18 protein-coding genes are annotated in these 20076 nt (G+C 71.3%); 10 read left to right on the forward strand and 8 right to left on the reverse strand.

Annotated features, from left to right (window positions below; all coding sequences use genetic code 11):
- A complete protein-coding gene (locus tag PSH25_RS31800; RefSeq protein WP_238662629.1) occupies window positions 1-339 on the reverse strand; it encodes a DUF3817 domain-containing protein in 339 nt (112 codons plus the stop codon).
- A 153-nt stretch (window positions 340-492) separates the two neighbouring features.
- On the opposite strand from PSH25_RS31800, the gene PSH25_RS31805 reads away from it, so the two are divergent.
- The 3 genes from PSH25_RS31805 (at window position 493) to PSH25_RS31815 (ending at window position 5030) form a co-directional block, all read left to right on the forward strand.
- Complete coding sequence (locus tag PSH25_RS31805; RefSeq protein ID WP_238662578.1) at window positions 493-1971, forward strand: glutamate-cysteine ligase family protein; 1479 nt, start codon at window positions 493-495, stop codon at window positions 1969-1971.
- Window positions 1972-2062: 91 nt separating this feature from the next.
- The gene (locus tag PSH25_RS31810) at window positions 2063-3154 is read left to right on the forward strand and encodes a S66 peptidase family protein (RefSeq protein ID WP_238662579.1); all 1092 of its coding nucleotides are present in this window, start codon (window positions 2063-2065) and stop codon (window positions 3152-3154) included.
- A gap of 67 nt (window positions 3155-3221) precedes the next feature.
- Window positions 3222-5030, forward strand: coding sequence for a hypothetical protein (locus tag PSH25_RS31815; RefSeq protein ID WP_238662580.1), 1809 nt, complete (start codon window positions 3222-3224; stop codon window positions 5028-5030).
- A gap of 42 nt (window positions 5031-5072) precedes the next feature.
- Here PSH25_RS31815 and PSH25_RS31820 read toward each other — a convergent pair whose 3' ends face one another.
- From PSH25_RS31820 to PSH25_RS31835, 4 genes are all read right to left on the reverse strand, one after another.
- On the reverse strand, window positions 5073-5459 hold the full coding sequence (locus PSH25_RS31820; RefSeq protein WP_238662581.1) for a DUF2267 domain-containing protein: 387 nt from the start codon (window positions 5457-5459) through the stop codon (window positions 5073-5075).
- Between the two features lie 261 nt (window positions 5460-5720).
- Window positions 5721-6296, reverse strand: a complete 576-nt coding sequence (locus PSH25_RS31825; RefSeq protein WP_238662582.1) for a GNAT family N-acetyltransferase — start codon at window positions 6294-6296, stop codon at window positions 5721-5723.
- A gap of 461 nt (window positions 6297-6757) precedes the next feature.
- Window positions 6758-7930, reverse strand: a complete 1173-nt coding sequence (locus tag PSH25_RS31830; RefSeq protein ID WP_238662583.1) for a zinc-dependent alcohol dehydrogenase — start codon at window positions 7928-7930, stop codon at window positions 6758-6760.
- Window positions 7931-7959: 29 nt separating this feature from the next.
- Window positions 7960-8910: an SRPBCC family protein gene (locus PSH25_RS31835; RefSeq protein ID WP_238662584.1), complete on the reverse strand. Its 951-nt coding sequence runs from the start codon at window positions 8908-8910 to the stop codon at window positions 7960-7962.
- Between the two features lie 272 nt (window positions 8911-9182).
- Here PSH25_RS31835 and PSH25_RS31840 point away from each other — a divergent pair, with 272 nt between their 5' ends.
- Window positions 9183-9551 carry an SCP2 sterol-binding domain-containing protein gene (locus PSH25_RS31840; protein WP_238662585.1) on the forward strand — a complete coding sequence of 123 codons (369 nt, stop codon included), beginning with the start codon at window positions 9183-9185 and terminating at the stop codon, window positions 9549-9551.
- The gene (locus tag PSH25_RS31845; protein ID WP_238662586.1) at window positions 9548-11599 is read left to right on the forward strand and encodes an amylo-alpha-1,6-glucosidase; all 2052 of its coding nucleotides are present in this window, start codon (window positions 9548-9550) and stop codon (window positions 11597-11599) included. The genes PSH25_RS31840 and PSH25_RS31845 overlap by 4 nt, the downstream gene beginning before the upstream one ends.
- Before the next feature lie 78 nt (window positions 11600-11677).
- Here PSH25_RS31845 and PSH25_RS31850 read toward each other — a convergent pair whose 3' ends face one another.
- On the reverse strand, window positions 11678-12637 hold the full coding sequence (locus tag PSH25_RS31850; protein ID WP_238662587.1) for a helix-turn-helix domain-containing protein: 960 nt from the start codon (window positions 12635-12637) through the stop codon (window positions 11678-11680).
- 93 nt (window positions 12638-12730) lie between these two features.
- Here PSH25_RS31850 and PSH25_RS31855 point away from each other — a divergent pair, with 93 nt between their 5' ends.
- Complete coding sequence (locus tag PSH25_RS31855; RefSeq protein ID WP_238662588.1) at window positions 12731-13744, forward strand: saccharopine dehydrogenase family protein; 1014 nt, start codon at window positions 12731-12733, stop codon at window positions 13742-13744.
- 244 nt (window positions 13745-13988) lie between these two features.
- A complete protein-coding gene (locus PSH25_RS31860; RefSeq protein WP_238662589.1) occupies window positions 13989-15491 on the forward strand; it encodes a DUF1996 domain-containing protein in 1503 nt (500 codons plus the stop codon).
- Between the two features lie 87 nt (window positions 15492-15578).
- On the opposite strand, the gene PSH25_RS31865 is transcribed toward PSH25_RS31860, so the two are convergent.
- Entirely contained in the window at window positions 15579-16073 is a 495-nt protein-coding gene (locus tag PSH25_RS31865; protein WP_238662590.1) for a hypothetical protein, read from the reverse strand.
- Between the two features lie 136 nt (window positions 16074-16209).
- Here PSH25_RS31865 and PSH25_RS31870 point away from each other — a divergent pair, with 136 nt between their 5' ends.
- A complete protein-coding gene (locus PSH25_RS31870; protein WP_238662591.1) occupies window positions 16210-16926 on the forward strand; it encodes a carbonic anhydrase in 717 nt (238 codons plus the stop codon).
- Between the two features lie 5 nt (window positions 16927-16931).
- Here PSH25_RS31870 and PSH25_RS31875 read toward each other — a convergent pair whose 3' ends face one another.
- Entirely contained in the window at window positions 16932-17498 is a 567-nt protein-coding gene (locus PSH25_RS31875) for a hypothetical protein (RefSeq protein ID WP_238662592.1), read from the reverse strand.
- A gap of 275 nt (window positions 17499-17773) precedes the next feature.
- Here PSH25_RS31875 and PSH25_RS31880 point away from each other — a divergent pair, with 275 nt between their 5' ends.
- Window positions 17774-18961 (forward strand): DUF418 domain-containing protein, encoded by a 1188-nt coding sequence (locus PSH25_RS31880; protein WP_238662593.1) that lies wholly within the window; start codon window positions 17774-17776, stop codon window positions 18959-18961.
- A 9-nt stretch (window positions 18962-18970) separates the two neighbouring features.
- A complete protein-coding gene (locus tag PSH25_RS31885; protein ID WP_238662594.1) occupies window positions 18971-20062 on the forward strand; it encodes a winged helix DNA-binding domain-containing protein in 1092 nt (363 codons plus the stop codon).
- Window positions 20063-20076 lie beyond the last annotated feature (14 nt).

Below are 20076 nucleotides of genomic sequence, written 5' to 3' on the forward strand. Positions count from 1 at the left end.
TCAGCNGNCCGGGGCGGGCTCGCGGGCGGCCTGCCGGTCGACGCCGAGCATTCCCCGGCGGCGGGCCCAGCGCTCGAAGGCCAGGGTGGCGAACGGCGGCACCGCGCTGACCAGGGCCACCGCCGTGGCCAGCAGGCTCCACCGGTGCAGCCGGGCCACGGCCAGCACCAGCAGGACGTACGCCACGAACAGGCCGCCGTGGATCGGCCCGAAGATCTTGACGCCCAGCTCGTTGTCCGGCGGGCCGTACTTGACCAGCATGCCGACCAGCAGGGCCAGCCAGGAGCAGGCCTCGGCGATCGCCGCCGCGACGAACAACCGGGTCACCTTCTCGCGCATCCGCACGCCACCACCTCTCGGGCCGCCATGCTATCGGTCTGCTCCGGCTGGGCTAACGGGGCGGGCAGTTGGGTAGGAAAGGGTCCTCAGGTCTTCCCCCGCTCGCCGACCGCGTGCGAGGTTAGGGGGACCAGCGGTGACAGGGCGGTGACCATGGGCGAGGACGTCGGCGTGCGAACCTTCAGTCGAGAGGATCGAGCCCGCTATCGCGACAAGGTCCGCCGCTGCCTGGATGTCTTCGCCGAGATGCTGCGCGAGTCCCGTTTCGACCTCGACCGGCCGATGACCGGCGTGGAGATCGAGCTGAACCTGGTCGACGAGGCGTCGAACCCGGCGATGCGCAACGCCGACGTGCTGGCGGCCATCGCCGACCCGAGCTTCCAGACCGAGCTGGGCCAGTTCAACATCGAGATCAACGTGCCGCCGCGCCGGCTGACCGGCACCGGCACGGCCGACTTCGAGGAGTACGTGCGGGCCAGCCTCAACGCCGCCGAGGTGAAGGCCCAGGCGATCGGCGCGCACATGGTCATGATCGGCATCCTGCCGACGCTGCGCCCCGAGCACCTGACCGCCGAGACGCTGTCGGCCAACCCCCGCTACCGGCTGCTCAACGAGCAGATCTTCGCGGCGCGGGGCGAGGATCTGCCGATCGCCATCAGCGGGGTGGAACGCTTGGCGGTCACCGCCGACACGATCACCCCGGAGGCGGCCTGCACCAGCACCCAGTTCCACCTCCAGGTCAGCCCGGCCCAGTTCGCCGACTACTGGAACGCCGCCCAGGCCGTGGCCGGCATCCAGGTCGCGGTCGGCGCGAACTCGCCGCTGTTCTTCGGCCGGGAGCTGTGGCGCGAGACCCGCATCCCGCTGTTCCAGCAGGCCACCGACACCCGGTCGGAGGAGATCAAAGCCCAGGGGGTACGCCCCCGGGTCTGGTTCGGCGAACGCTGGATCACCAGCGTGTTCGACCTGTTCGAGGAGAACGTGCGGTACTTCCCGGCGCTGCTGCCGGTCTGCGATCCGGAGGACCCGGCGCAGGCCCTCGCGGCCGGCGAGGTGCCCAATCTGGCCGAGTTGCGCCTGCACAACGGCACCGTCTACCGGTGGAACCGCCCGGTGTACGACGTGTCCCGGGGCCGCCCGCACCTGCGGGTGGAAAATCGGGTGCTGCCCGCCGGCCCGACCGTGCTGGACACCATCGCCAACGGCGCCTTCTACTTCGGGTTGGTCCGCGCCCTCGCCGAATCGGACCGGCCACTGTGGTCGCAGATGTCGTTCAGCGCCGCCGAGGAGAACTTCACCAGCTGCGCCCGGCACGGCATCGATGCGCAGGTCTTCTGGCCCGGTCTGGGCTACCTGCCGGTCACCGAGTTGGTGTTGCGCCGGTTGCTGCCGATGGCGCATCACGGCCTGGACCGGTGGGGGCTCGACCCGGCCGAGCGTGACCGGCTGCTCGGCGTCATCGAGCAGCGCTGCCTGACCAGCCGCAACGGCGCGACCTGGCAGGTGGAGACGCTGCACCGGTTGGAGTCGGCCGACCACCTGGACCGGCCGGAGGCGCTGCGCGAGGTGGTCCGGCACTACGTGGACCTGATGCACAGCAACCGCCCCGTGCACGAGTGGCCGATCCCGTAAGCCCTCCCGTGTCCCTTGTGGACCCCCACGCTCATTGAAGTCTGCCGTAGGCTGTGGCGACTCGGACATCGATGATGATGGAGGGTTGCCGGTGGCCACTTCTGGAACCGACCGTGTCCCGACCCAACGGCCCGCGCAGTTGGCCCTGTCCCGTCGGCACATGCTGCGGATCGGCGCGGCAGCCGCCGGTGGGGCGGCGCTCGCCGGCGCGGCGGAGCCGGCGTTGGCGCAGGCCGCCGCCCCCGGTGGTGCGAGACACGTCCTGCGGGCGCCGGCGCTGGCACCCGGTGACCGGGTTCGGGTCGTGTCGCCCGGCAGCACCCCCGACCCCACGAACATGGCCCGCGGCATCGAGATCCTGCGCAGTTGGGGTCTGACGGTCGAGCTGGGCAGGCACGTCTTCACCAAGTACGGCTACCTGGCCGGCACCGACGCGGAGCGGCTGGCCGACCTGAACGCGGCGCTCACCGACCCCGGAATCCGTGCCGTCTTCGCCGCCCGTGGCGGTTACGGCACCCAGCGGATCGTCGACCAGATCGACGTCTCCGCTCTGCGCCGGGACCCTCGGGTCGTCGTCGGGTTCAGCGACATCACCAGCATCCACGGCAAGCTCTGGCGCGACACCGGCCTGGTCACCTTCTACGGCCCGATGGTCAACTGGAGTGACGCCCGCACCGGCCCGGAGTCGGCCGAGGCGCTCCGCAAGGCGGTGATGACCACCGCGCCCGTGACGATCGCCAGGGACCCGGCCGAGACAGCGGCCTCCGTGGTGGTGCCGGGGCGGGCATCGGGGCCGCTGCTCGGCGGTTGCCTCACGTTGATCTCCACGTCGCTCGGCGCGGCGGACGCGCCGAAGTTCGACGACGCGATCCTGTTCTTCGAGGACGTGGACGAGGCTCCGTACAGCATCGACATGATGCTGACCGAGCTGCGCCGGGTGGGTGTGCTGTCCAGGGTCGCCGGGGTGGCCATCGGTCAGATCACCAACAGCGTCGGTGAACCGGGTGAGTGGGACGCGGCGGCCGTGCTGAAGGACCGCCTGTACGACCTCGGGGTGCCGGTCCTGGGCGGGCTCCGACTGGGCCACGGCAACGGCCAGCTCACCGTTCCGCTCGGTTCGCGGGCCACGATCGATGCCGCGGCGGGGACCCTGACCGTGGAGCCCGGAGTCCGCCCCCGCTAGCCGGTTGGCCCGACCAGGGTGCCGGCTCGCCGACCGCTCGGTGCGCCCGTCGTCGATGATGGGTGCCATGACGTCAGTGGGCGCCCAGCGGGTGCGGGATGCGAACGGCGCGACGCCCACCGCGGTGGAGCAGCGACTGATCGAGTCCGTCGCCCGCGGCGAGGTGCTCGACCTGGCCGGCGACGGGCCGGTCGACGAGGAAGCGATGCGCTCGTGGGGCGACGACCACGCGATCTCGGCCTCGGTCATCCGTGAGCTGGTGCGCGGCCGACTGGTCAGCGAGCCCGACCCGCACGGCCTACGGTTGCGCGGGGCCCGGATCGTCGGCCGGCTCGACCTGGAGAACGTCACAGGTGACCTGGCGCTGGAGTTGCGCGACTGCCTGCTGCCCGACGGCGTGACCCTTCGCAACGCCCGCCTGTCGGCGGTCGCCCTGACCGGGTGCCGCATCGAGCAGGCGCCCGGCTCGACGGACGCGGCACTGGAGGCCACGCGCTGTGCGGCCTGGGCGCTCTCGCTCGACTGGAGCACGGTGAGCGCGGACACCGTCGCCGCCACCATTCGTCTCGCTGCCGCCCGCGTCGGCACACTGGACTGCCGCGGAGCCCGGTGGGAGAACAGCACCGGACCGGCCCTGGATGCCGACGGCCTCACCGTCGACCAGAGCGTGTTCCTGAATGACGGCTTCACCGCCACCAGCGCCAGCGCGCGCGGCACGATCCGGCTGCTCGGCGCCCACATCGGCGGCCAGCTCAACTGCGGTGGGGCACGGCTGGAGAACACCGTCGGCCCGGCGCTCAACGCCGACAACCTCCGCGCCGACCAGGATGTGCTGCTCTGGAACGGCTTCAGCGCCAGCAGCGCCAGCGAGCAGGGCACGATCCGGCTCATCGGCGCGCACCTCGGTTCGTTGAGCGCCCGCGGTGCGCGCCTCTCGAACACCGCCGGACCGGTCCTCGACGCCGACGGCCTCACCGTCGACCGGGACCTGGCGCTGGATGGTGGCTTCACCGCCCGCAGCGCCAGTGGGTGGGGCGGCGTCAGCCTGGCCGGCGCCCGCATCGGTGGGCTTCTGGCCTGCGGTGGGGCGCACATGGAGAACACGCTCGGCCCGGCCCTCGACCTGAACGGCCTTCGGGTCGACCAGGACGTGCTCCTGGATGACGGGTTCAGTGCCACCAGCGGCGGTGACGAGGTGGTGGTGGTGCTGGTGCTGGCCGGGACCAGGGTCGGTGGGGCTCTCCGCCTCGACATCGATCGGGTGGCCCGTACGGCACCGGGACCGCTTGTCGAGGTGGAGGGGCTCACCTACAGCGGGCAGCCGCGGCCGGCGTCACTGCGGCGCTGGCTGACCCTGCTGCGCGAGGACACGCCCCGGTACAGCGCCCAGCCCTACCAGCAGCTCGCCGCCGCCTACCGGGCCGCCGGCCATGACCGCGACGCCCGCACCATCCTCATCGCCCAACGCCGTGACCAGCTCCACCGCGCCGGTCTGAGCGCCACCGAACGCGCCTGGGGTCGCCTCATCGGAATCACCCTCGGCTACGGCTACCAGCCCTGGCGCGCCCTGCTCCTGCTCCTCGCCACACTGGCCGTCGCCGTCGCGCTCAGTGTCGTCGGCGGCCACCACGGCGGCCTCGCACAGAAGGCGGTGGCCGGCGAAGCTGCCACCGCCTGCACGAGCATCGACCGGATCGGTGTCGGCCTCGACCTCGGCGCCCCACTGCTCAAGACCGGCGCCCGGGATCGCTGCCAACCGACCGACACCGTTGCCGGTCAGACCCTCACCATCGCCGGCTGGATCCTGCAACTGCTCACCTGGTGCTTCGCCACCCTCTTCATCGCGGGCTTCACCAGCGCGGTCCGCAAGACCTGACCCCACGCTGGCCTGCCCACGCCGTTGCGGCGGGGGCGGTGCTCAGCCGCGCGGGGTGGGAACACCGAAGAGATCGATGATGCCGGCGGGAAGCTGGGCGAGCAGGTCGTGACGCTCGTCGTCGTTGAGCGCCTCGGCGACGGTCCGCAACACCGCCTGGGCGTGGAGACGCACCTGGTCCGCATCGGCGACCTGCTCCCGGTCGCCGACGTGCTTCAGGAACTCACCGATGTCCCACCGGCGGCCCTGCGGATTACGGGTGACCGACGCGTCCAGCCGATCCGGTAGCTGTGCCGCAAGGTTGTCGGCCTCCTGTCCGGCGAGTCGTTCGCCGAGCACCGACAGAACGGCCTGTACGGACCGCACGGCCTCGTTCTCCCCGAGGCTCGCGCGCCGCCGTACCGTGGCGATCATCTGTTCGTACTCCATGACCCGCTCCTTCCGTCTCCTCGACCGGCCGTCAGGCCCTGCCAGCGGACGAACGGGGCGAGTTCCCAGGCGACCTGGCCGCAAACGGGTCACCGTCGACCCGGACTTCGCGTCATCGGGCGGCAGGTCCTCGCATCCCGCCGCGAACCAGGCAGATCAGCCGTTCGAGAACATGCGGTGAGGCATGCCACGGTGTGGCGTCCTTTGTGGATGCCCATCCCAGTCGAAGATCGTCGTAGGCGGTGGCAGAGCTCGCCCGCGCTAGCCTCCGGTCGGCGCGCCCCACGGGGACGGATCGTCGCGCAACCGACTGTAGAGATAGCCGTCGCGCCACTGACCGGCCCGAAACTCGCTGGCCCGGATGACGCCCTCAAGCTGGAAGCCGGCCTTCTCCAGCGCCCGCTGCTCGGCCACGTTCTCTGGATGGGTGCCGGCCTGAATACGCTGCGCGGGGCTGTGCTGGAAGAGGTATTCGCAGAGCAACGCCTGCGCGCGCCAGCCGATGCCCCGACCGCGCCACGACGGCAGCAGGACGATGCCGATCTCCCAGTACGACGCCCGTCCGGCATATCGTCCGGAGCGGTAGCTGACGAGGCCGGCGGCAGCCCGTTCCTGTTCGACCTCGACGACGAGGCGCCCGTCGTCCTCGCCGAGGTAACCGTCGACGGCGAACCGCCGCGCCGGCGCCCCAGCATCCCGGAAGCCGGCCCAGTCCAACCCGATCAGGCCCGGCTCGGTGCAGAACCGCCGGAATATCGCCAGGTCGGGCTCGGTAACCGGCCGCAGCCGGACGGTGAGATCGACCGAGACCGGCACCGAGGCGTCACCACTCTCCATGACGACACGCTAGCTGCCGAGCAACGGAAAACGCGCCCGGCGAGCGCCTGGCCGAGACGGGTGACCGGCCCAGACGGCGACCGGCCCAGACGGGTGACGGCCCCATACGGGTGACGGCCCATACGGTGACCGGCCCAGACGGTGACGGCCCAGACGGTGACGGCCCAGACGGTGACCGGCTCCTTTGGAGCTGAATCGTTTACGACATCACGGACCCGGGTCGTTACGAGGTCGCGCAGCCGGATCGGTTACGCCATCACGGGTCCGCGCCGTGCACGGCAGCACACCCAGATCGATCACGGCGTCACGCACTCGGCCGCCCTGCTCCAGGGCAGAGGCCAGCAACCCAGCCCGGCTGAATCGTTTGCGACATCAGCTCCAAAGGCAACGAACGAGGGCTCGCGACATCAGCTCCGAAGGCAGCGAGCGAGGGTTTCCCCGCCGGCAGAGCTGCCACTGGATCAAACCTTGAGCAGCACCTTCGTACAGTCGTCCTGCTTCTTCTGGAAGATCTTGTAGCCCTTCGGGGCGTCGCGCAGCGGCATCCGGTGGCTGACGATGAAGCTCGGGTCGATCTCGCCGCGTTGGATGCGTTCCAGGAGCGGTCGGGTGTAGCGCTGGACGTGGCACTGACCGGTCCGCATGATCAACGACCGGTTCATGAACGCGCCCATCGGGAACTTGTCGACGAAGCCGCCGTACGCGCCGACGACCGAGACCACCCCGCCGGAGCGGCAGGCCAGGATCGCCTGCCGCAGCGCGAACGGCCGTTCCGTCTCGACCCGGGCGACCTGCTTGGCCCGGTCGTACGCGTACATGGCGGCGTTGCCGTGGTGGCCCTCCAGGCCCACCGCGTCGATGCACGCGTCGGGGCCCCGGCCGGCGGTCATCTCGTTGAGGGTGTCCAGCACGTCGACTTCCTCGTAGTTGATCGTCTCGGCGTCGATGTGCTCCTCGGCCAGCCGCAGCCGGTACGGGTACCGGTCGATGACGATCACCCGCTCCGCGCCGAGCAGCCGGGCGCTGGCCGCGGCGAGCAGCCCGACCGGCCCGGCGCCCCAGACCGCGATCACCTGCCCGGGCTTGATGTCGCACATCTCGGCGCCCATGTAGCCGGTCGGGAACACGTCGGCCAGCATGACCGCCTGGTCGTCGCTGATCTCGTCGGGCACCTTGACCGGGCCGACGTCGGCGAACGGCACCCGGGCGTACTCGGCCTGGCCGCCGGCGTAGCCGCCGAGCAGGTGGGAGTAGCCGAAGATGCCGGCCGGCGAATGCCCCATGATCTTCTCGGCGATGCCGGCGTTCGGATTGGAGTTCTCACAGACCGAGTAGAGGCCGCGCTGGCAGGACGAGCAGTGCCCGCAGGCGATCGGGAAGGGCACCACCACCCGGTCACCGGGGGCGAGGTTGCGGACCTGTGGACCGACCTCCACCACCTCGCCCATGAACTCGTGGCCGAGGATGTCGCCCTTGCGCATGGCGGGGATGTAGCCGTGGTAGAGGTGCAGGTCGGAGCCGCAGATCGCGGTGGTGCTGATCCGGACGATCGCGTCCCGGGCGTTCATGATCTTCGGGTCGGGCACGTCGATGACCTTGACGCTGTCGGTGCCCATCCAGGCGGTGGCCTTCATTCTCGGTCCCTTTCGGAGAGCTCGGGCGGTCAGCGGCGGGACGCCGGCAGCGGCTGGGCGGGACGCTGCATGGCCTGTTGGCGTACGGAGATGCCGTTGGGGCTGCCTTCCGAGCGGACGACCTCGCCGGTCTCCAGCACCTGCTTGAACCGGCGCAGGTCGTCACGGACCTGCTGCTCGGGTTCCTCGCCGAAGAGCTTCGCCACCGCTCTGCCGACCGCGCCGGCCGGCGGCGCGTAGCGCAGTTCCACCCGCACCTCGGTGCCCCGGTCGCCGGGCGCGGGCACGAATCGGACCCGGCCGGCGTTCGGCACCCGGGTCCCCGGCAGCGAACGCCAGGTGATCGACTTGTTCGGCTGGTCGTCGATGATCTCGGCGTCCCACTCGACGCGGTGCCCGGCCGGGCCACGGGCGATCCAGTGTGAGCGGCGCAGGTCGTCGGCGCGTACGGACTCCAGGTGCGCCATGAACCGGGGCAGGTTCTCCATGTCCCGCCAGAACCGGTACGCCTCGGCGGGCGACCGGTTCACCGTCACCGCGATCTGCATCCGGATCACCCGGGCGCGGGCCCGTCCAGCCCGGCTGACGCGTACGGCGGCGAGCACGTCGACGGCGGTGATGCCGGCGATGGCGAGAGTGGTCAGCGCGACCCGGCGGCGGCGTTCCCCGCCGCGGTCGGCGAGGGCCCGCCCGAGCAGGGTGAGGTCCATGGCGTCGCCGGCCACCCGGCTCCAGGCCCAGCCGGCCGGGCGGCGGCCGCTGAGCAGGCCGGCGGCGCTGCCCAGCTCCCGCAGGCCGATGGCCGGAAGCACGGCCCGCGCGGTCGGGGCGTCGTCCACCCCCGTCAGCCGTGCGATGGGTCCGGGCGCGACCAGCGCACCCACTCCCAGGGCCAGGCTCAGCAGGCCGAGCGTGCTCGGCAGCGTCGCCGGCACCGGCCCGTCCAGCTCCGGCAGGAGCACAGTGTCGACATGACTCATGTCCGGTCCCTTCCGGTGGGCATCGCCGCCGGTCCGCCGGCGGAGGCGGCGGTTGTCCCGCCCCCGTGACGCTATGTCGTACAGGTGCCGTATGCGCCAGGTTCGGGGCAGAACGTCCGATGCGGGCTGAGTGGACGGGGAAGGCGGCGGCGGCACGCGACCACCTGGACCCGCTTCTCGCTCGCACCCTGAACAACGGGCGCCGTGCGGCGTTAGGAGTGCACCGCACCGGGTAGCCGGCATCCGCTCTGACCAGCGCCCGAGGAGGTGAGATGTCGGCGACCAGCGCCTTCTTCGAGCGGTTGACGGTCGCCGGCCAGGATCCGCGGTTCAGCAAGGTCTGTGGGAGCGTGCGATTCGACATCCGCGACGACGGCCACCTGGAGCAGTGGCTGCTGAATATCGATCATGGCCGGATGCGGGTGACCCGAAGCGGTGGCCCCGCCACCACGGTGATCCAGGTGTCCGCGCAGTTCGCGGAGGCGATGGCGCGGGGTGAGGTGAACGGGCTGGCGGCGATCACCCGGGGCGAGATCATGGTCGACGGCGACCTCGCCCTGGCGTTGCGCATCGGGCGGCTGTTTCCGCGAGAGCCCGGGCGGCTTCAGCGCGACGACCCCCACAGGGGACGTGACCGATGAGGGACATCGCTGGCACCGCGGCGTGCATCGACGGGAACACCTTCATGGTGTCCGACGCCAGCGGCGATGTGGAGTCGTCCCCGAGCACCCCGGTCGGACTCTTCGCGGCCGACACGCGCTTCCTGTCCCGCTGGCGGCTCACCGTCAACGGCGAGTGCATGACCGCGCTGTCGGTGGACGACAGCCAGTACTTCGAGGTCACGTTCTTCGTGGTGCCGGGCGCGGCGGTGGACTACGTGGAGGCCGACGTGTCGGCCATTCGGCGTCGGCGCATCGGCCCGGACCTCACCGAGTCGCTGACGATCTTCAACTACGGCGAGCGGGACATGACGCTCGACGTGCGCCTCGAGGTGGCGGCCGACTTCGCCGACATCTTCGAGATCAAGTTCGACATCGGTGACAAGACCGGCGCTTACTACACCCACGTCGGCGCGGACGAGTTGCGCCTGGGTTACCGGCGCGGCACCTACCGACGTGAGGTCGTCGTGTCGGCGAGTGAGCCGGCGGAGTTCGACCAGGGCGGCCTTCGGTTCTCGGTCCGGCTGCGCCCCGGGCAGCAGTGGTCCACCCGGTTGCAGGCCGCCATGCTGGCGCTGCGCCCGGACGGCGTCGACCTGCGCGAGGCCCTGCGCGCCCTTCGACCGGACGACTCCACGCTGCCCACGAGCGTGCAGGCCTGGGTTGCGGCGGCTCCGACCCTGGACACCGACAGTGTGGCCCTCCAGCAGGTCTACCACCGCAGCCTGGTGGACCTGGCGGCGCTGCGCTTCGCCCCGCTCTCGCTCAGTGGCGCGAGCGTGCCCGCGGCCGGGTTGCCCTGGTTCATGACCCTGTTCGGTCGCGACAGCCTGTTGACCTGCCTGCAGACCCTGCCCGTCGCCCCGTCGCTGACCCCACCGACACTGCGGATCCTCGCGTCGCTGCAGGGCGCCCGGACCGACGACGTGTTGGAGGAGGACCCGGGCCGGATCCTGCACGAGCTGCGCTACGGGGAGTCGGCCGCGTTCGAGGAGCAGCCGCACTCCCCCTACTACGGCACGGTGGACGCCTCACCGCTGTTCGTGGTGCTGCTCGACGAGTACGAACGCTGGAGCGGCGACACCGCGCTGGTGATGGAGTTGGAGCAGGAGGCCCGCGCCGCCCTGGCCTGGATCGACCTGTACGCGGACCTGACCTCCACCGGCTACGTCTGGTACCAGCGACGCAACCGCGCCACAGGCCTGGACAACCAGTGCTGGAAGGACTCCTGGGACAGCATCTCCTACGCCGACGGCCGGCTGCCGGGCTTCCCGAGGGCCACCTGCGAAACCCAGGGGTACGCCTACGACGCCAAGATCCGAGGAGCACGGTTGGCCCGTACCGTCTGGGGTGACCCTGCCTTCGCCGAGCGGCTGGAGAGCGAGGCGGCGGCCCTGTACGACCGGTTCAACCGGGACTTCTGGCTTGAGGACCGCGGCTTCTACGCCCTCGCGCTCGACCACGACGGCACTCCCGTGGACAGCCTGTCGTCCAACATCGGGCACCTGTTGTGGAGCGGCATCGTGCCACCGGAGCGGGCTGCCCGGGTGGTCGAGCACCTGATGGGTCCGGCGCTCTTCTCCGGGTGGGGGGTACGGACGTTCGCCGAGGGGCAGCGGCGTTACAACCCGCTCGGCTACCACAACGGCACGGTCTGGCCGTTCGACAACTCGTTCATCGCCTGGGGTCTGCGCCGTTACGGGTTCAGCAACGAGGCGGCCCGCATCGCCGAGGGCATCCTCTCCGCCGCCACCTACTTCGAGGGTCGGCTACCCGAGGCGTTCGGCGGGTTCGACCGCGACACCACCCGGTTCCCGATCCGGTACCCGACCGCCGGCAGTCCGCAGGCGTGGTCCAGCGGCGCCTCCATGCTGCTGATCCGCACCATGCTCGGTATCAACCCGCACGATGACCACCTGGCCGTGGACCCCGCGCTGCCGGCCACCTTCGGGCGGATCGCGCTCCTGGACATCCCCGGCCGTTGGGGCAAGCGCGACGCGTTCGCCCGCCAACGCCCCGACCAGCTCTAGCGACACCGTCAGCCGACGGTGAGGCCGCCCTGCCGGCCCACCGCACGCGCTCCCGGCAGAACGACAGGCCGGCGGGATTCAGAGCGAACCGACGGCAGGCCCGGCGGCGCGGAAGGTGCGCCGGTACGCGTCCGGCGGCACACCGACGGTGCGGTGGAAGTGTCGGCGCAGCGTGGCGGCGGTGCCCATGCCGGCCGCCTCGGCGATGACGTCGATGCTGTCGTCGGTGTTCTCCAACAGCTCCTGGGCGCGGCGGATCCGCTGCGTCGACAGCCACAGCAGTGGGGTGGTGCCGGTGGCCGACCGGAAGTGGCGGGCCAGGTTGCGTGAGCTCATGTTCGCCTGCCGGGCCAGGTCCTCGACGGTCAGCGGCCGGTCCAGGCGGGCCAGCGCCCAGGGGAGCAGGGTGGCGAGCGGGTGGTCGTCGCGGGCGGGCACCGGGGTGGTGACGTACTGGGCCTGACCACCGGCGCGGTGCGGAGGCACGACGAGGCGGCGGGCCACGGCGTTGGCGACCGTCGAGCCGTGGTCGCGGCGGATCAGGTGCAGGCACAGGTCGATCGCGGCGGCCTTGCCGGCGGAGGCGAGCACGGTGCCGTTGTCGACGTAGAGCACGTCCGGGTCGACCCGTACCCGGGGATAGCGGGCGGCCAGCACCTCGGTGTGGGCCCAGTGCGTGGTGGCCCGCAGCCCGTCGAGCACGCCGGCGGCGGCCAGCACGAACGCGCCGGTGCACAGCGAGACCAGCCGGGCGCCCGCCCGGTGCGCCGCGCGGACCGCGTCCAGCAGGTCGGGGGGTACGTCCGCGTCGACGTCCTCGACCGACGGGATGATCACGGTCTCGGCGCGGGCGAGGCGGTCCAGGCCGTCGTCGGGCGCCACCAGGAAGCGGCCGATCCGGACCGGACCGGGGCCGCAGACCACCACGTCGTACCAGGGGTCGGCCAGGCCGGAGGGGTCGTGGGCGAAGACCTCGCAGGCCAGGGCCAGCTCGAAATGCAGCATCCCGTCGGTGGCGGCGATCGCGACAAGGGCCATGTCCGAAACTGTACGCGAGTTGGCGTTTCCGACACTGGCCGGTCGCCGGCCGCTGCGGAAGGCTGGTCCCAGTCGATCTTCGAGGAGGCAGCGATGGGCTACAACGTGGCGGTTTTCGGGGCGTACGGGCACACCGGACGGTTCGTGGTGACGGAGTTGCGCGAGCGCGGGTTCGACGCGCTGCCGGTGGGCCGCGACCCGCGCCGGCTGGCGGCGTTCGGGCTCCCCTACCGGGTGGCGTCGGCCGACGATCCGGCCTCGCTCGACGCGGCGCTGAACGGCGTGGACGCGGTCGTCAACTGCGCCGGCCCGTTCGCGTCGACCGCCGCCGGCGTGACCGAGGCCGCGCTGCGCGCCGGCATCCCGTACGTGGACGTGGCGGCCGAGATCGAGGCCAACCTCGACACGTTCACGCACTTCACCGAACGCGCCCGGGCGGCCGGCGTCGCGGTGGTCCCGGCGATGGCCTTCTTCGGTGGGCTCGGGGACCTGCTCGCGACGACGGCGATGGGCGACTGGACGTCGGCCGACGAGGCGCACGTCGCGTACGGACTGAGCAGCTGGCACCCGACGGCCGGGACGGTCGCCGCGGGCGTCGTCTCCCGCGAGCGCCGCGCCGGCCGCCGGGTCCGCTACACCGGCGGCCGGTTGGAGTACCACTCCGACGAGCGGGACCTGCCGAGGGTGGACTGGGACTTCCCCGCGCCGCTGGGCCGGCGCACCGTCCTCGGTGGGTTCACCATGGCCGACGTCGTGACCATCCCCCGTCATTTGGCCATCCCCGAGGTCCGCACGTACATGAGCGTCGACGCCGCCACCGACCTGGCCGCCGCGGCGGCACCGGTCGCGGTCGACGAGCGGGGCCGGTCAGCGCAGACGTTCACGGTCGACGTCATCGTGCGTCGCGGCGACACGCGCCGCCGCGTCGTGGCGAGTGGCCGCGACATCTACGCGGTCAGCGCGCCCCTGGCCGTGGAGGCGGTCCGGCGCATCCTCGACGGTCGGACGAGGACGAGCGGCGTCGCCTCCGCGGGCGAGATGTTCGACGCGCCCGACTTCCTGCGCGCACTGTCGCCAGTGGTCGCCGTCGAACTGGTCGACGACTGAGGAATTCGACCGCAATTCGTTACGCAAAATTCGTAATCAGTGAACCGGAACGCGGCGACGGGACTTAAAAGAAACTTAAGGCTATAGGAGCGAAAAATTGTCATCCCGAGCCGACGCGCCGGCTGCCAGGGCATGTGCCGAACGGCCTCCTTAATTCTTTCCCCGCGAGTTGATGCAGGCCCCTGACGTGCACATACTTCCTTCGTCAGGAGCTTTGTCACCGACTCGAAGGAAACCACTGGTAATGCGGACTCCCCCCGCGCATGTCGCACCGCCGGACCGGGCGCGAAAGCGTCGTCGCCTCGCCCGCATCACGCTCGCCTCCGCGGTTGTCGCCGCGCTGGCCGGCAGTGGCATCTACATCGCCGGCGCCCAGGCCGAAGTGGTCGCCGTGCCCGGCCGGGTGCAGGCCGAGACCTTCGCGGCGCAGTCCGGGGCGCAGACCGAGGGCACCGGCGACGCCGACGGCGGCCGGAACGTCGGCTGGCTGGCCAGCGGCGACTGGCTGCGCTACGACGGTGTGACGCTGACGGGCGTCGACCTGACGGCCCGGGTCGCCTCGCACAACGCCGCCGGCGGCACTGTCGAGTTGCGCCTCGGCGCGCAGAACGGTCAACTGCTGGCCAGCTTCCCGATCGCCCAGACCGGTGGCTGGCAGAGGTGGAAGACCGTCACCGCGACGGCGTCCGCTCTGCCGGCGGGCGCGCAGACCGTCTTCGCCGTCATGAAGAGCACCTCGACGTCGGACTTCGTGAACCTGAACTGGTTCACGTTCGGCCCGGTGACGGGCACGTCGGGCACGCCGAGCACGTCGGCCGCCCCGGTCCCCTCGGCCACGCCGAGTTCCACCGCGTCCGCGTCCCCGTCGACGTCCGTCCCGCCGAGCGCGCCGGCCGGCGGCTGGGTGCCGGTCGACCAGGCCAAGTGGAACAGGGAACTGGCCGCCTTCAACGCCATCACGCCGAAGGCGGTGCCGCCGGGCACCACCCGGGTTCCCGAGTTCCACACCGACTGCGGCGTCGCGAACTCCGCCCCGGACGACCCGATCGTCCTACCTGGTCTCTCGGGCGCCTCACACATGCACACCTTCTTCGGCCCGAAGATCGACGCTCTCACGACGACGGAGAAGCTGTTCGCCGCGCCGAACACCTGCAACGCCCCCGGGGACAAGAGCGCCTACTGGACTCCGGAGCTGCGCAAGGACGGCAAGGCCGTGCCAATCAAGAGCATGCGCATCTACTACGGCTCGCGGGTCAAGGACCCGTCGACCGTCAAGCCCTTCCCGCCGGGCCTGGTGGTGGTCGAAGGCGACGCCAAGCGGCAGGTGGACACGCCGAAGAACGCCGGTAGCAACCAGTTCTGGTGCGCGGGCAGCGCCGAGATCGGCCGCAGCGCCGACGGCAACTGGCCGAAGTGCGCCCCCGGGGGCAACCTGATCTTCCAGCTCGTGTTCAAGGACTGCTGGGACGGCAAGAACATCGACTCCCCCGATCACAAGTCGCACATGGGCGACCCGGTGAACGGCGTCTGCACCGGCAACTACCCGGTGGCCGTGCCGGACCTTTCCTTCATGGTCAACTATGAGTCGCTGGGCGGCGACGGCCTCAGCCTCTCCTCCGGCAAGCCGTCCTCGATGCACGGCGACTTCATGAACGCCTGGGAGCCGGAGCGTCTTGGTGACCTGGTGAAGTCCTGCCTCAACCAGAACGCCAAGTGCGGCGTCGACACGACCTTCGCCGGCGGCTGACCACCGCCTCCGTTTGTGACGGACGGCCCCCACGCCTGAGCGCGGGGGCCGTCCGTCATCACACCCGACCTGATCAGGCCGTGATGGTCAGAGAACCACGTTGACCCCGTTGGCCTTGCACGCGGCGCTGACGTCCTTGCCGGCCTTCTCGAAGACCGGGTTGTCGGCGGCGGTCGCCGGGTCCGCCGCGGCCGCGGCCTTGGCCGCTTCGGCGCCGAAGGTCCGCACGGCATCGGCCAGCTTGCCGTCGCCGGTCGCGGCGACCGCGGTCACCTTCTGCTCCAGCCCGGTCAGGATCTTCTTGAAGTCCGCCGCCGACGGCTCGCCGGTCGTGACGACCTTCACCATCTCGGCCCGCATCTCGTCGCTGGCCTTCTTCACCGCCTCGCAGAGCTGCTTGTCGGTCGCCGCGCCCCCCGCGGGTGACGAGGCGGGCGTGGCGGCAGCGGAGGTGGCCACCGCGGACGTGGCAGCGGGCGTGGTGGATCCGGCGGTGGTGGCCTTGTCACTGTCGCCACAGGCGGCGAGGGCTGTCGTAACGGCGAGGATCAACATGGCGGAAGCAAGACGGGAAGATTTCACGGACGCGGACGATAGCCGAAGTCCAAACGATGATCAATTCTCCGACGCCCGCCTCACCCACCGATCAGCAGAGGGCGGCAACCTTTGTGGACGGCGGGCTGGTAGGAAGAGGCGAGTTTGCCTCACCCTCAGGGAGATGATCGTGGCACGTTCCCACCTGTCCCGCCGTTCGCTGCTGACCGCCGGTGGCGCCGCCGCCGTGGCGCTCGGCGCGGCCGCGGCCAGCCCGTCCGCCGCTACCGCCGCACCAGCCGACAACCCGGTCGACACGCCGGCGGAGGCGCTGCGTCGGCTGCTGGCCGGCAACCGGCGGTTCACCTCCGGCCACGGCCGGCACCCGCACCAGGGCCTGACCGACCTGCACCGGCTCGCCGCCGGTCAGCACCCGTTCGCCATCACCGTCGGCTGCGCGGACTCCCGGGTGGCCCCCGAGGTGCTCTTCGACCAGGGGCTTGGTGACCTGTTCGACAACCGGGTGGCCGGCAACATCGTCGACGACCTGCTGCTCGGCAGCGTCGAGTTCGCGGTGGAGGAGTTCGGCAGCCTGCTGATCGTCGTCCTCGGCCACGAACGCTGCGGCGCGATCACCGCCACCATCGACGCCATCCACACCGGCGGCACGGCACCCGGGCACATCGGCACCATCGTGGACGCCCTGCGCCCGGTCGTCGAGCCGGTGCTGGACCAGCCCGGCGACCCGGTGGAGAACGGCGTGCGCGCCAACATCGCCGCGCAGGTGCAGGCGCTCAGCGCGCGCAGCACGATCATCGCCGAGAAGGTGCACGAGGGCGCGCTGCGCGTGGTGGGCGCCCGCTACGACCTGGACAACGGGCGGGTCTCGCTGGTGGCCTGAGCCCGTCACCCGATCCTGGGCAATCCGGGCGGCGACGCTGGTCGGTCATCCACTGACATCGACCAGCGTCGCCGGTCGCGTCGCGGCAGCCGGGTGCGGCGGTAGTAGGACCACCCGACCAGTGGCAACGCGACCGTCCAGGCCAGCAGGAGCGGGAGGCCGATGAGGACACCGGTCGGGGTGAAGATGTCCTCCGCGCTCGGCTCCGCCAGGTCCGCGGTGAACTGCCAGGGCAGGGTCGCCGAGTAGCCGATCATCAGGGCGGATCCCAGCACCGTCGGCGTCAGCGGCAACCACGGTGGCACCCGACTTCCGCGCAGCCACGGCACCCACCGGGGGAAGACCACACCCCAGTCCTTGATGAGTCCCAACGCCAGGAGGCCACCGAGCCCGGCGAGGACGCACAGCAGACCCAGGTAGAACGCGCCGGCCGGCAGGCCCAGGAAACCGTCGACCGGGTGGTCCCCCACCCCGGGCCCGCGACCGTGGTACCACTCGCGGAATGGACCGGGGTTGGCGAACAGCGGGATGCCGAGGATCCATGGCACGTGCAGCGGGATGAAGCCCAGCACGGGGGCGATCCATGCCACCTGACCGGCTCGGCGGGCCCATGGCGGCGGTGGCGGGGCGGGCAGGGCGATGGGACTTGGTGTTCGAGTCACGGCGTCATCTCCATCAACGGTGGGCGTTGGCACCTCCGAGATCACCGTGGCCGAACGGCGAGACGAGCGGATCGCCGCGCGGAGGGAATCGCCTCCCCTCACTCGGGGATGGCGTCTTTTCGTCACGACGGCGCGTGTGACGAAAACACTTCCGGGCGGCGGGCCACGCTCCGGAGGCTGGACCCATGAATGTGACCCGACTCGATCGACCCGGCGACCGCCGTCCAGAGCCCTCGCCCGGGGACACCTCCGCCCGAATCACCGTCGTGGACGCCCTGCGGGGCAGCGCGCTGCTGCTCATCCTGCTGGTGAACATCGCGTTCTTCAGCTCCGGGTACGAGTTCCACCTCGTCGACGACCCGACGCGCGGCGTACTCGACCTGCTGATCGCCGGCGCGGTGGAGCTGTTGTTCGCGATGAAGGCGTACCTGCTGTTCGCGTTTCTGTTCGGCTACAGCTTCACCCTGCAACTCGACTCCGCGGCTCGGCGCGGCGTGGCATTCCGCCCGGCGTTCCTGCGCCGGCTCGCCGGGTTGTTCGTTCTCGGTGTGCTGCACGCGGTGCTGCTGTTCCACGGCGACATCCTCACCACGTACGCGCTGCTCGGTCTCGCGTTGCTCGCCGTCCGCCGGATCGAGCCCCGCACCGCGCTGATCGCGGCGGCGGCCATCATCGGCGGCATCGCCGTCGTGGTCGGGCTCGCCGCGGTCCTCGGTGCCACGCTGGTTCCGGACGAGGCCGCCGCGGTCGGCGCCGGTGCGCGTTCGACGCTGGCGCTCAGCGGTGGCCCCGGTGACGTCGTCCTGGAGCACCTGCGGTCGATGCCGGCGATGATCGGCGGTCTCGCCGTGCAGGGGCCCCTGGCGTTCGCGGCGTTCCTCGTCGGCCTCGCCGCCGGCAAGCACCGGCTGCTCGCCGCCGTGCCCGCCCACGAGGACCTGCTGCGCCGGTGCGAACGGGTGGGGTACCCGATCGGTCTGGCCGGCGCCGTCGTGTTCGCGGTCGGCGGTGGCACGGCGAACCTGACCGGGCTGATGGTCAGCATCGTCACCGCGCCGTTCCTGGCCGCGGCCTACGCCGCGACCCTGCTGCGCCTGTTCACGCGGCGATCTCGTTTCGCGGACGCGTTCGCGCCCGCCGGGCGGATGGCCCTGACCAACTACCTGGCCCAGTCGCTCGTGTGCGTGCTCGTCTTCACCGGTGTCGGGTGGGGCCTGGTCGGCCGCACCTCGCCGGCACAGACACTGCTGATCGCGCTGGTGATCTTCGCGTTCCAGCTGGTGGCCAGCGCGTGGTGGCTGCGGCGGTTCCGGTACGGCCCCGTCGAATGGGCGCTGCGCGCCTGGACCCACCGGAAGCGCCGCCCCCACTAGGGTGCAAACATGGTCGATCGGCACCAGGTGATGAACTTCCGGGTCCGCGCCCAGCAGCTCGACCGGGCCGAGGGCACGCTCGCCGACACCGCCGCCCTGGACCTCGGGGTGCAGAACACCGGTCCGGACGGCGCCCGGTGGGCGCTGGCGGTGCGCGGGGTCGACGTGACCGCGTTGTCCGACACGGATCTGGTCCTGCTGTGGACCGTGCGGGGCGCACCCCACCTCTACCGCCGGGCCGACGTGGCGAAGGTGGCGGCCGCGGTCGAGCCCTTCTCCGACGCCGACGCGGGCAAGCGCATCTACGACGCCGCCAAGCCGTTGAAGGCCGCCGGCATCGACAACCTCACGGCCCTGGACGAGATCGCCGCGCGGATGCGGGCCATCGTCACCACGCCGACGGTCAAGGGGGACGTCTCCAGCCGCCTGGCCACCATGCTGCCCGAGCCGTTTCTGCGGTTCTGCCGACCGTGTAACGCCACGCACCTCTACGAGATGCCGTTCCGGCTCGCCGCCGTACGGGCCGGACTGGAGTTGCAGCTCGACACCTCACCTCCGATCCTGCGGCGCATCACCGGGTTCCGGAAGTCGGCCGCTCCGGGCGACCGGTTCGACCTCGTCCGCGCGTACCTCCGCCTGCTCGGCCCGGCCACCCCGAAACAGGTGGCCGACTACCTCGACGCCCCGGTGAAGGACGTGAAGGCGCACTGGCCCGACGACGTGATCGAGGTGACGGTGGACCGCGAGGTGCGCTCACTGCTGGCCGCCGACGAGGAGGCGCTGGAGTCGGCCGACGGCAGGGGCACCCGCCTGCTCGGCCCGTTCGACCTGTTCCTGCAGGCCAAGGACCGGGCAACCCTGGTGCCGGACGCCGCCTACGCCAAGGACCTGTGGCCGGTGTTGGGTCGCCCCGGCGCCGTCCTGGTCGACGGTGAACTGGTCGGCACCTGGCGTCCCCGCAAGTCCGGCAGAACGTTCACGGTCGCCGTCCAGCCCTGGCACCGGTTGTCGGACGCCACGCGTAAGGCCATCACCGCGCAGGCCGAACACCTCGCCGCGCACCGCTCCGTCTCCCTCAGCGGCGTCGACTTCGGCAGTTAGCCGGGGCGGCGACC

Source organism: Micromonospora foliorum (assembly GCF_022229015.1).
GTDB classification, from domain to species: Bacteria; Actinomycetota; Actinomycetes; order Mycobacteriales; family Micromonosporaceae; genus Micromonospora; species Micromonospora foliorum.

What these genes read in the sequence shown, in the direction of transcription:
- PSH25_RS31805 (WP_238662578.1), top strand. Translation starts at nt 493, where the DNA reads ATGGGCGAGGACGTCGGCGTGCGAACCTTCAGTCGAGAGGATCGAGCC.
- PSH25_RS31845 (WP_238662586.1), top strand. Translation starts at nt 9,548, where the DNA reads ATGAGGGACATCGCTGGCACCGCGGCGTGCATCGACGGGAACACCTTC.
- PSH25_RS31855 (WP_238662588.1), top strand. Translation starts at nt 12,731, where the DNA reads ATGGGCTACAACGTGGCGGTTTTCGGGGCGTACGGGCACACCGGACGG.
- PSH25_RS31830 (WP_238662583.1), bottom strand. Translation starts at nt 7,930, where the DNA reads ATGAAGGCCACCGCCTGGATGGGCACCGACAGCGTCAAGGTCATCGAC.
- PSH25_RS31835 (WP_238662584.1), bottom strand. Translation starts at nt 8,910, where the DNA reads ATGAGTCATGTCGACACTGTGCTCCTGCCGGAGCTGGACGGGCCGGTG.
- PSH25_RS31860 (WP_238662589.1), top strand. Translation starts at nt 13,989, where the DNA reads ATGCGGACTCCCCCCGCGCATGTCGCACCGCCGGACCGGGCGCGAAAG.
- PSH25_RS31815 (WP_238662580.1), top strand. Translation starts at nt 3,222, where the DNA reads ATGACGTCAGTGGGCGCCCAGCGGGTGCGGGATGCGAACGGCGCGACG.
- PSH25_RS31840 (WP_238662585.1), top strand. Translation starts at nt 9,183, where the DNA reads ATGTCGGCGACCAGCGCCTTCTTCGAGCGGTTGACGGTCGCCGGCCAG.
- PSH25_RS31850 (WP_238662587.1), bottom strand. Translation starts at nt 12,637, where the DNA reads ATGGCCCTTGTCGCGATCGCCGCCACCGACGGGATGCTGCATTTCGAG.
- PSH25_RS31825 (WP_238662582.1), bottom strand. Translation starts at nt 6,296, where the DNA reads ATGGAGAGTGGTGACGCCTCGGTGCCGGTCTCGGTCGATCTCACCGTC.
- PSH25_RS31885 (WP_238662594.1), top strand. Translation starts at nt 18,971, where the DNA reads ATGGTCGATCGGCACCAGGTGATGAACTTCCGGGTCCGCGCCCAGCAG.
- PSH25_RS31870 (WP_238662591.1), top strand. Translation starts at nt 16,210, where the DNA reads ATGATCGTGGCACGTTCCCACCTGTCCCGCCGTTCGCTGCTGACCGCC.
- PSH25_RS31880 (WP_238662593.1), top strand. Translation starts at nt 17,774, where the DNA reads ATGAATGTGACCCGACTCGATCGACCCGGCGACCGCCGTCCAGAGCCC.
- PSH25_RS31820 (WP_238662581.1), bottom strand. Translation starts at nt 5,459, where the DNA reads ATGGAGTACGAACAGATGATCGCCACGGTACGGCGGCGCGCGAGCCTC.